At 49.6% G+C, this 10,598-nt stretch carries 8 protein-coding genes; all 8 read right to left on the minus strand.

Annotation, left to right across the window (positions count from 1 at the left end):
• Nucleotides 1-6: 6 nt before the first annotated feature.
• The 8 genes from G604_RS0111230 to G604_RS0111265 all read right to left on the minus strand — a co-directional run bounded on the left by G604_RS0111230 (nucleotide 7) and on the right by G604_RS0111265 (nucleotide 10,380).
• Complete coding sequence (locus G604_RS0111230; RefSeq protein ID WP_028910643.1) at nucleotides 7-609, minus strand: sugar O-acetyltransferase; 603 nt, start codon at nucleotides 607-609, stop codon at nucleotides 7-9.
• Between the two features lie 220 nt (nucleotides 610-829).
• On the minus strand, nucleotides 830-2,521 hold the full coding sequence (locus G604_RS14860; protein ID WP_051220387.1) for a leucine-rich repeat protein: 1,692 nt from the start codon (nucleotides 2,519-2,521) through the stop codon (nucleotides 830-832).
• A gap of 62 nt (nucleotides 2,522-2,583) precedes the next feature.
• The gene (locus tag G604_RS0111240; RefSeq protein WP_028910644.1) at nucleotides 2,584-3,510 is read right to left on the minus strand and encodes a hypothetical protein; all 927 of its coding nucleotides are present in this window, start codon (nucleotides 3,508-3,510) and stop codon (nucleotides 2,584-2,586) included.
• Nucleotides 3,507-4,958: a DarT ssDNA thymidine ADP-ribosyltransferase family protein gene (locus G604_RS14865; RefSeq protein WP_051220388.1), complete on the minus strand. Its 1,452-nt coding sequence runs from the start codon at nucleotides 4,956-4,958 to the stop codon at nucleotides 3,507-3,509. Before G604_RS14865 ends, G604_RS0111240 begins: the two co-directional genes overlap by 4 nt.
• Nucleotides 4,959-4,970: 12 nt before the next feature.
• A complete protein-coding gene (locus G604_RS0111250) occupies nucleotides 4,971-5,576 on the minus strand; it encodes a DUF6939 family protein (protein WP_028910645.1) in 606 nt (201 codons plus the stop codon).
• Between the two features lies 1 nt (nucleotide 5,577).
• Nucleotides 5,578-9,261, minus strand: a complete 3,684-nt coding sequence (locus G604_RS15585; RefSeq protein WP_051220389.1) for a leucine-rich repeat protein — start codon at nucleotides 9,259-9,261, stop codon at nucleotides 5,578-5,580.
• A 561-nt stretch (nucleotides 9,262-9,822) separates the two neighbouring features.
• Nucleotides 9,823-10,053: a hypothetical protein gene (locus G604_RS0111260; RefSeq protein WP_028910646.1), complete on the minus strand. Its 231-nt coding sequence runs from the start codon at nucleotides 10,051-10,053 to the stop codon at nucleotides 9,823-9,825.
• Between the two features lie 12 nt (nucleotides 10,054-10,065).
• Nucleotides 10,066-10,380: a hypothetical protein gene (locus G604_RS0111265; protein ID WP_036905541.1), complete on the minus strand. Its 315-nt coding sequence runs from the start codon at nucleotides 10,378-10,380 to the stop codon at nucleotides 10,066-10,068.
• Nucleotides 10,381-10,598 lie beyond the last annotated feature (218 nt).

The raw sequence follows: 10,598 nt of genomic DNA on the forward strand, positions 1-10,598 counted from the left end.
GGTATGTTAAAACAATATTTCGTCTGACGGGATGATGTCTTTATCCGTGATTTTCCTTATCTCTTTGGCTGGGACACCAGCAACGATCGTATTCTCAGGAACGTCGTGAAGGACCACAGCTCCGGCACCTATCACAGCATGATTACCTATCGTTACTCCACCACAGACGGTAGCATGCGCACCAATCCAAACACTGTTGCCGATCGTTATCGGCTTCGACGTTTCTATGCCTTGATCTCTTTGTTCAGCCACGACAGGGTGTCCGGCACAAGTGAGGATTACTCCGGGCGCAATGAAGCACATGTCGCCAATCGTTATTGGACTCGTGTCAAGGAAGGTAACTCCAAAGTTCACATAGGCCATGCCCAGGAAATGGGTGTTGAATCTAAAGTCAAAGTGAACGCCATGCTGGATCACGACCCGTTCGTTATACGTACCAAGTATCTGCTTGAGCAGATCTTGTCCGAGCTTTGTATCCGCCGGACTGGTCTGATTATATGCTAATACCAGTTCGTGGGTCTTGTTCTGCCTGTCATGCGGAATGTTCATCGCATTGCCTATGAATCCGTCCTTGCTCGTTACAAGCTTCATGATTTCTTCCGGTGTCATAATGTTTGTTCTAAAAAAGTTGCTACAATTTCGCACTTGAGCCTAATGCTTGCTATTTCTTATTTGCTATCATACCTTCAGACAGATAACATATTTTGTTCATAGTGACTATCATTGTCACCCAGAAACTATTTTGAAAATAATAGCTGCAACATAAATTGTGACCATCTCCACAAGAGGGATCTTAGTCTTCCTTCATTATGATTCGATGATTATCATGTTAGTCGGTGAATTTGATCTTTGAAGGTTTGATCATTGAAAAATACCATTGCAAATTGACTTTCAGCTTGTCGTATGTTTTGTGAGAGATAATGACTGACTGCAAGGATGAGCAATGCTCAAACGCATAGTTGCCAATGCTCGTCACGGAGTCGGGGATGGTGACGGACTGCAAGGACCAGCAACTCTCAAACGCATGGTCGCCAATGCTCGTCACGGAGTCGGGGATGGTGACGGACTGCAAGGATTCGCAACCATAAAACGCACCGCCGCCAATGCTCGTCTCGGAGTCGAGGATGGTGACGGACTGCAAGGATGAGCAACCCGAAAACGCTTCGTCGCCAATGCTCGTCACGGAGTCGGGGATGGTGACGGACTGCAAGGATGAGCAATCCTCAAACGCATTGTTGCCAATGCGGGTCACGGAGTCGGGGATGGTGACGGACTGCAAGGATTCGCAACTCCTAAACGCACCGTAGCCAATGCTCGTCACGGAGTCGGGGATGGTGATGGACAGCAAGGAATCGCAGCAATCGAACGCTCTATCGCCAATGCTCGTCACTGAGTCGGGGATGGTGACGGACAGCAAGGAATTGCACTCCAAAAACGCACAATAACAAATGCTCCTTGTTCCTTTCTTAATTGTATAATTTGTTAAGCCCCTATTAGTGCTTCTTAATAGCTTCTTCCCATCCTTGGAATATTTCACGCCAAACTCATCTGTCCATGCGTTCATCTTATCTTCTACCGTCACTTCCGTGCTAATAATTTCAACCCCCGGTTCCTTCGGTCGCTCCAGTGACAATAGACGGAAAGATACGTTCGATAAATCGGATTGAGTAAGGGCAATGATGAACAGTCCCACAAGGGTGTTCACCTCTGGGCACTCAGACGGGAAGATGTCCTTTAAAAGTTGACAGTCATGAATGGCCCTATAGTCTTTTTCTGAGAAGAGAAGGCGGTCGGCAGCGCCATACTTCTCAAGCAAGGCAGGCTCTTCAGCGATCACCCTGAGAGAAAGCAGGATGGAGGCAAGCGAGAAGTCGTCAATATGCTCGTTGAAGGTTTCTTCCGTGCGTGCGGGGTGGCGGAAGTCCGGACTGCCCATCTCCTGCGCCTTCTGTCCCTTCATTGCCGGAACGAACATGCCGTCATAGTCTATCAGCACCAACGTACCATCCTCTCTCACCATGATGTTGTCTGGCTTTAAGTCACCGTGAGCAAACGGTTGCGGCATCAGCCACAGGGCAAGACGGCTGAACTGGTAGGCAAGCAGATGCAACTGATAACTGTCGTGGAGATGTTGACGGATATACTGGTCGAGGTTGGTGCCCTCCACCCAGTCCATCAGCAGGACGGGAAACTCGTCGCCATCTGCATTGGCAGAGTCGACGAACAGCTCATTGTCAAAATACTGAAACTTGGTGAGGAAACTTGAAGAGACAAACTCCAGTTCCTCAGCTATCATCCGGTAGTTCTCCGCACGATTCGGCTGGTCTTTGAGAAAACACTTCACGGCATAGAGCTTGTCTTTCTTCTCATCCCGCATCTTGAACACTACGGCAAAGCCGCCGCTGGTCATCACGGGGTTGCCATTGTCATCGGTCACAGGCCGGAGATCGCGCAGCTTATCGAAGTTGTCCTCCGCATTCCTCACCGCTTCTACATATTCTGATATTAAAGGGTATGTCATTCTGTTTCCATCTCATATATTGGACTTATGACTTCAACGAACAGAACAGCCGAAAGTTGTTGTCAAAGCCACTTCTTGTACTTTTTCTTTTGTAGCATTTTTAGATTCCTCGGCTGATGCATCTTTCTCCAAGCCAAGGCATGATGTTCGGCATGGCTATGAGTCTTTTCTCTCTTTTTAGTTTGTCGGCAGTCCAGCATTGCCAAGGAGTAGTCGTCATGAGCCAACAGCCCCGACTCTTCCAGACTGCTCATGAGCCAAATGAAACTCTTTTGCTCTCGGGCGGCATCCAACAGTCTTGTAAGGCTCTTCTCGAAATCCTCAGCTTCTTCCTCCGCTACTTTTATGAAGTTGCTGTTCTTTGTCCTGGCTGCGATGGCTTCGTCGATTTCATCCTCGTAGTTCTCTCTATGGCATAACTCATACCTCATCAGAATATAATGTGACAGGGCATCCGTGGCGACAAATATCACCTCTTCGCCCGTTAACTGGAACTGCCCCGCATGGAAGCCCTCTGCTTTGAGTGCTGCGTTGCTTCCTATCAGATAGGGCGCATCGTCAAAAGACGAGAGTCTGATGTTGGAGTATTTCAGCTCATGGTTGTGGAAGTCGTAGCAGAACACGACACTGTCGCCGTAAGTGATCCATTCTGCCGTCTTGCTGTCTTGTAACCACACGGCGGCGAGGGTGGCGAAGGAGCCTTCGTCGTAGAACTTGTTGAGGAAAAGCGCACCTTGCTGTTTGGCTTTCTCTTCACAGTCCTTGTAATAGGGTTCCCAAATGCCGTCCACCCATGCGTCCAACTGTTGGAAGTCTTGCAGGGCACTTACCGGCAATTGCTTCAGCAGATATTTTGACCACAACTCGGCAAACACTCCGCCACCTCCGGCACCGTCCGACACGGCAGCCATGCCTTTCTTTGCGAGTGCCGCATCCTCATTGATGACACGGCTCTCACGCTTCGATATGGATTGAGAATAGTACTTCATTTGTTTTGACTGATATTGGTGGGGGTACCGATATCCATCAGTTGGATAAGGGTTGACATATCCGCGTTCACGGCCATGGCGACATGCCGTTTGTTACCTTCATCCCCTCTGATATCTGATATGGGCTCGTTGTATCGTGTGGGCAACAGACTCGACATCTCATAGAGCGTCTGACCGTAAGAGCCGCTCTCCACTTCTGACTTGTCCACCGGGAACGCCACATTTTCTTGGTCGTTTGGAACAATATGAATGTTGAAGAGCAGCACGTTGCCGTCGTTGGTGAACATCGATTTCAGCTCATTGGAGAGCTGCAACATATTCTCCTTTGTCGTACCATTAAACAGTCCGTCGGTGATGTTGATGATGGTCGGTGGATAGCAGTCCTTGTCGTGGTGCTGCTCCATCCATTTCTCCAGGAGTTCCTTAGCTTTGCCGAACGCCTTATGCATACTAGTCATTCCTCCGTTTGAACAAGCGTCTATCCATTGCACGCTCTCCACTTCCTTGGTCACAGTGCCTCGTCTTGTCCTGACTTCCTTTCGCGTGGTGATGGTCTTGAAAGGATGATCCTTCAGTTCCTGCGGCGACACGAAGTCGCGGCCCTCCAGTTCGCCCTGCCATCCGCTGTAGGCATCCGAGCCATAGCCGATGACAGCGATGTCATAGTAATGGCGCACCTCGTTGGTCTTGATGCAGCGCAGCACGAGCTCGTTGATTTGATTGTTGACGATTCGTGCCACAGCCTCCGACATCGGCATCTGCTCACCGTTGTAGGTTGTCGTCCGTCTCATGGAACCCGACTGGTCGATAAGGAAGAGGAAGGCTGTCGGCGTGGCGCGGGTGATTTGCGCCGTGTAGGCATCCTTGGATTGCAGCATCTTTGGCTGGCTGGGGATGGGAATGCCGAAATTGCCGATGTTGATGATGTATTTCAATGGAATGAAATGGCTGACCATAACCTCCGCCTGGAAGAAGGGCTGCTCACTCTCATCAAGGTCGAAATGGGTGCGTGCCGTGACGGCATTGAAGTGTATTTTCTTGAAGTCGGCAAGTGTGCCGCCTTTCTGTGCTCCGTTGCGTGTGGCGTTGCGGTCGGCAAAGAGCGTGTCGTCCCAGTAAATTACTTCGGGGTCTATCTCCAGAACTACCGGGTTGAAAATCCTGCCGTCGTTCATGGCTACGTACATCATCGGGTGCTGTCGTGTGAAGCTCACACGTACATAGTGCTGCAAGCCGTCCCTCCTGTCGAGACTTCGCGAGGTGTCGCCTCCGCCCTGCTTGGGTATCTTGATGCCCTTCTCGTCGCAATCGGCCCAGGAATAGAGACCGCCGTTTTTGATGATAGACTCCAAGTTGTCACGGTCGGTGAAATGGTAAAGCCGTGTGATATGGTGCTGGTCAAGTATTTCCTTGAAGTCGTTCCAGTTGCTTCTTTTGTTTTTGTCCATATTCAGTTGTCTTTAATCAAACAATGAAGGTTCTTTTAGGGTCGTTTTACTGCTATCCTTTTGTCTCGGGCCATAAGGGTAAGTACCTTCCACATACGCCTTGATGAGCGATGCATGGGAGAGGGGCTTGCGGCCGTTGTCCACATCGGCGTTGGTGTCGTAGTCGAGCAGTACGATGGTCTTTGTCTTGCTCACCTCGCGCAGCCGGTCGATGATGTCTTTGACCTTGTTCTCCAACACCCACTGATAAGTGGGTATGTATATCTGTTTCCGAGCCTCTATATAGCCTAACAACTCTGTGCCGTTCACGCCCTTTCTGTGGCCCAACGGCTTGCCGTATTTTCTGACGGTTCGCTTCAGTCCCCGCATGGTGTCGTTGCTGAAGAGCGAGGTGTCTACGTCGCAGCCTTCAAACACTTTCAGTCCCTGCCAGACGGCCTCCACGCATGTGGCGGTGTAGCCTGGACTGAACGGCACGGGGATGCCATAGTGGGGATAGAATGGACTCAGTTTTACCAGTCCGTCCTTTGCCTTACTGGTCACGTCCGCCAAGATGGCATCGGGATATTTTTTGAGAAGAGTCTCTGGCTTCTTTCGTTTTGATTCGATGATTATCATGTTAGTCGGTGAATTTAATCTCTGAAGAATACCATTGCAAATGGAATTTCAGCTTGTCGTATGTTTTGTGAGAGATAAAGACGGAATGCAAGGATGAGCAATTGTCAAACGCACTGTAGCCAATGCTCGTCACGGAGTCGGGGATAGTGACGGACTGCAAGGATTGGCAATCATTAAACGCTTTGTCGCCAATGCTCGTCACGGAGTCGGGGATCGTGATGGACTGCAAGGATGAGCAATGTGAAAACGCGTCGTCGCAAATGCTCGTCACGGAGTCGGGGATGGTGACGGAATGCAAGGATGAGCAAAACTCAAACGCACTGTCGCCAATGCTGGTCACGGTGTCGGGGATGGTGACGGAATGCAAGAATTTGCAACCATCAAACGCATGGTAGCCAATGCTCGTCACGGAGTCGGGAATCGTGACGGACTGCAAGGAATCGCAACTCGAAAACGCGGCGTCGCCAATGCTGGTCACGGAGTCGGGGATGGTGACGGACTCCAAGGAATCGCACTGCAAAAACGCACAGATGCCAATGCTCGTCACGGAGTCGGGGATGGTGACGGAATGCAAGAATTTGCAACCCCAAAACGCACTGTCGCCAATGCTCGTCACGGAGTCGGGGATGGTGACGGAATGCAAGGACTTGCAATCAATAAACGCACAGTCGCCAATGCTCGTCACGGAGTCGGGGATGATAAAATTTTCTCCCTTTGATAAATAAGAAATCAGTTTTCGTCTATCAGAAGTATACAGGTTACCCTCAAATATTGTAAAATGATTGGAACGATTGATAACTCTTGCCGGACAATTAACAAATGGATTCCCTTTGATAATTGTCACAGAGTCTGGGATGGTGACAGACTGCAAGGATGAGCAATTATAAAACACACGGTCGCCAATGCTCGTCACGGAGTCGGGAATGGTGATGGATTGCAAGGAATAGCAATAACTAAACGCCCAGTCGCCAATGCTGGTCACTGAGTCGGGGATGGTGACGGACAGCAAGGAATCGCAACCCTGAAACGCACTGTCGCCAATCCTCGTCACGGAGTCGGGGATGGTGATGGACTGCAAGGATGAGCAATCCCCAAACGCACTGTCGCCAATACTGGTCACTGAGTCGGGGATGGTGACGGAATGCAAGGATGAGCACAAACTAAACGCACTTTTGCCAATGCTCGTCACGGAGTCGGGGATGGTGATAGACTGCAAGGATCTGCAACCCCCAAACGCACTGTCGCCAATCCTCGTCACGGAGTCGGGGATGGTGACGGACTGCAAGGATCTGCACCCAATAAACGCACCGACGCCTATGCTGGTCACGGAGTCGGGGATGGTGACGGACTGCAAGGACTCGCAATGCCAAAACGCACTGTCGCCAATCCTCGTCACGGAGTCGGGGATGGTGACGGACTGCAAGGATCTGCACCCAATAAACGCACCGACGCCTATGCTGGTCACGGAGTCGGGGATGGTGACGGACTGCAAGGACTCGCAATGCCAAAACGCACTGTCGCCAATCCTCGTCACGGAGTCGGGGATGGTGACGTACTGCAAGAATTTGCAACCCCAAAACGCACCGTCGCCAATGCTCGTCACGGAGTCGGGGATGGTGACGGAATGCAAGGATTTGCAACCAATAAACGCTCTGTCGCCAATGCTCGTCACGGAGTCGGGGATGATAAAATTTTCTCCCTTTGATAAATAAGAAATCAGTTTTCGTCTTTCAGAAGTATACAGGTTACCCTCAAATATAGTAAAATGATTGGAATGATTGATAACTCTTGCCGGACAATCAACAAATGGATTCCCTTTAATAAATGTCACAAACTCGGGGATGGTGACGGACTGCAAGGATTTGCAACCCCAAAACGCACGGTCGCCAATGCTCGTCACGGAGTCGGAGATGGTGACGGACTGCAAGGATTCGCACTGAAAAAACGCACGGTCGCCAATGCTTGTCACGGAGTCGGGGATGGTGACGGACTGCAAGGATCTGCAACCCTGAAACGCACATTCGCCAATGCTGGTCACGGAGTCGGGGATGGTGACGGACTGCAAGGATGAGCAACCCCAAAACGCACTGTCGCCAATACTGGCCACGGAGTCGGGGATGGTGACGGACTGCAAGGATGAGCAACCATCAAACGCATGGTCGCCAATGCTTGTCACGGAGTCGGGGATGGTGACAGACTGCAAGGATGAGCAACGCTCAAACGCACTGTCGCCAATGCTTGTCACGGAGTCGGGGATGGTGACAGACTGCAAGGATGAGCAACGCTCAAACGCTCTGTTGCCAATGCTTGTCACGGAGTCGGGGATGATAAAATTTTCTCCCTTTGATAAATAAGAAATCAGTTTTCGTCTTTCAGAAGTATACAGGTTACCCTCAAATATGGTAAAATGATTGGAATGATTGATAACTCTTGCCGGGCAATCAATAAATGGATTCCCTTTAATAATTGTCACAGACTCGGGGATGGTGACGGACTGCAAGGACCAGCAATCCCTAAACGCACTGTCGCCAATGCTCGTCACGGAGTCAGGGATGGTGATAGACTGCAAGGAAGGACGAGAGTCATAGTCTCCAGCAAACGCAGCATCGCAAATACATCTTGTTCCTTGCCTAATCGTATAATTCGTTAAGTTCCTCTTAGTGCTTTCTAATAGCTTCTTCCCATCCTTGGAATATTTCACGCCATACTCATCAGTCCATGCATCCTTCTTATCTTCTTCCGTCACTTCCGTGCTGATAATTTCAATCTCTGGTTCCTTCGGTCGCTCCAACGACAACAGGCGGAAGGATATGTTCGATAAATCGGATTGAGTAAGGGCAATGATGAACAGTCCAACAAGGGTGTTCACCTCTGAACACTCAGACGGGAAAATGTCCTTTAAAAGTTGACAGTCATGAATGTTCCTATAGTCTTTCTCCGAGAAGAGAAGGCGGTCGGCAGCGCCATACTTCTCAACCAAGGCAGGCTCTTCGGCAATCACCCTGAGAGAAAGCAGGATGGAGGCAAGCGAGAAGTCGTCAATATGCTCGTTGAAGTTTTCTTCCGTGCGTGCGGGATGGCGGAAGTCCGGACTGCCCATCTCCCGCGCCTTCTGTCCTTTCATTGCCGGAACGAACATGCCGTCATAGTCTATCAGCACCAACGTACCGTCCTCTCTCACCATGATGTTGTCTGGCTTTAAGTCGCCGTGGGCAAACGGCTGTAGCATCAGCCACAGGGCGAGACGGCTGAACTGGTAGGCAAGCAGATGCAACTGATAGCTGTCGTGGAGATGCTGACGGATATACTGGTCGAGGTTGGTGCCCTCCACCCAGTCCATCAGCAGGACGGGGAACTCCTCGCCATCAGCATTGGCAGAGTCGACGAACAACTCGTTGTCCAAATACTGAAACTTGGTGAGGAAACTTGAAGAGACAAATTCCAGTTCCTCAGCTATCATCCGGTAGTTCTCCGCACGGTTCGGCTGGTCTTTGAGAAAGCACTTCACTGCATAGAGCTTGTCATTCTTCTCATCCCGCATCTTGAACACCACTGCAAAGTTGCCGCTGGTCATCACTGGGTTGCCATTGTCATCGGTCACAGGCCGGAGATTGCGCAGCTTATCGAAGTTGTCCTCCGCATTCCTCACCGCCTCTACATATTCTGATATTAAAGGGTATGTCATTCTGTTTTCAGATCTGCTTTTTAAGTTATACAATAGCTTTTGGCTTTATTTCTGCAAAGTTACATAAAAAAACTGAGATCTTATACCAAAAGAACCTCAAATCCGCAACTACGCGCCTAATATGATACAGAAGCGAAAATAATCTGCATCGTTAGTAAAAAGGGGGCACAGTGCATCGAATGTCACCATAAAGACATATAAATGCCCCTTACCCCACCATGCGACTTGAGGCAATACGCTTACGTATAACCGCGTCTATCGCCGCACGACATTCGGATTAGGCGATATACTCAAAGCATTGTTCAAATAGAATTCAGCTTATGGAGGGAGTTTGATACCGTTCTAAATGTGGATGCCGGAAGTCGTAATCGATGAAATCGACGAATACATCATGCTCCAACAGCAATAAGAAGCGGATGATGCTTTTTGGGAAAAACATGGGTCGGAAGCTATGTTCTCAATGTTGTAATGCTATAGAAAAAAGTCTTTCGCTAAGCAGGGAATAATTAAAACCTACGCAGCAAAAGACCTTTTGTTAGCAAGAAAAATCCAATCTTCATTTTATCGGTATATCGTGAATACAGAACCGTGGCTGCCATCACCGTCATAGTCTGCGGCTAATGGCATTTGAGAGAAGAAGGATGACAATGCTTCGTCAGGAAGATGTTCGTTCAACTCCATGTGGAAGGCGAAAGAAGCACGGTCGTAGTGCAAGTCCCATAGGGAAAAGCCAAGGGAGTTGACCGCTGCAGTTATCTCGTCCTGTATCTGCCAGATGTCTTCGTAGTTCATGGGGCTTTTTTGTTATACGTCCTTGATGTCGAGCTGCTTCATCCATGAGTCGTGAATCTTCTTGATGCGTTTGGGACCGATGCCGTCTACTTCGGCCAGCCGCTTGCTGTCGTGCTCAATGATGTTCTCCACGACAAACTGGCTCCCGTACTGACGATTGACTTTCCACTGTCCGTCAGCGACGAGAGCGGTGCCGACGGTTACGTCAAGCATATTGCCGACAAGGGTGACGAGGTCGTCGTACCCCTTCACCCGTGCCTTCAGTATTGAATAGCCGTTCTCGCCATTCTGATACGTAATCCGTTCTATGACTGCCCGCAGCTTCATAATGATATTACAAATATAGCCATGTTTTTCCAAACGACAAAGAGAAAGCGGGAAACCTTTGGTAGTTATCCAATTAATTCTGCTTCACACGTTCCACCTTCCTTGTCCTAACTACAAGCGGAACGGTCTCTACAAAGACATTACTGGTGCTCAAGCCCATGGCCTTCGGAGCACTCTGCTTGAGATGATGTACAAGATTATAGATGGTCATGATGAAA

This window comes from Prevotella sp. AGR2160, assembly GCF_000424185.1.
Classification (GTDB): Bacteria; Bacteroidota; Bacteroidia; order Bacteroidales; family Bacteroidaceae; genus Prevotella.

Bases quoted from the DNA above. Each gene is read 5' to 3' on its own strand.
- G604_RS14860 (WP_051220387.1), bottom strand. From the start codon at position 2,521: ATGACATACCCTTTAATATCAGAATATGTAGAAGCGGTGAGGAATGCG.
- G604_RS14865 (WP_051220388.1), bottom strand. From the start codon at position 4,958: ATGGACAAAAACAAAAGAAGCAACTGGAACGACTTCAAGGAAATACTT.
- G604_RS0111240 (WP_028910644.1), bottom strand. From the start codon at position 3,510: ATGAAGTACTATTCTCAATCCATATCGAAGCGTGAGAGCCGTGTCATC.
- G604_RS0111230 (WP_028910643.1), bottom strand. From the start codon at position 609: ATGACACCGGAAGAAATCATGAAGCTTGTAACGAGCAAGGACGGATTC.
- G604_RS0111260 (WP_028910646.1), bottom strand. From the start codon at position 10,053: ATGAACTACGAAGACATCTGGCAGATACAGGACGAGATAACTGCAGCG.
- G604_RS15585 (WP_051220389.1), bottom strand. From the start codon at position 9,261: ATGACATACCCTTTAATATCAGAATATGTAGAGGCGGTGAGGAATGCG.
- G604_RS0111250 (WP_028910645.1), bottom strand. From the start codon at position 5,576: ATGATAATCATCGAATCAAAACGAAAGAAGCCAGAGACTCTTCTCAAA.
- G604_RS0111265 (WP_036905541.1), bottom strand. From the start codon at position 10,380: ATGAAGCTGCGGGCAGTCATAGAACGGATTACGTATCAGAATGGCGAG.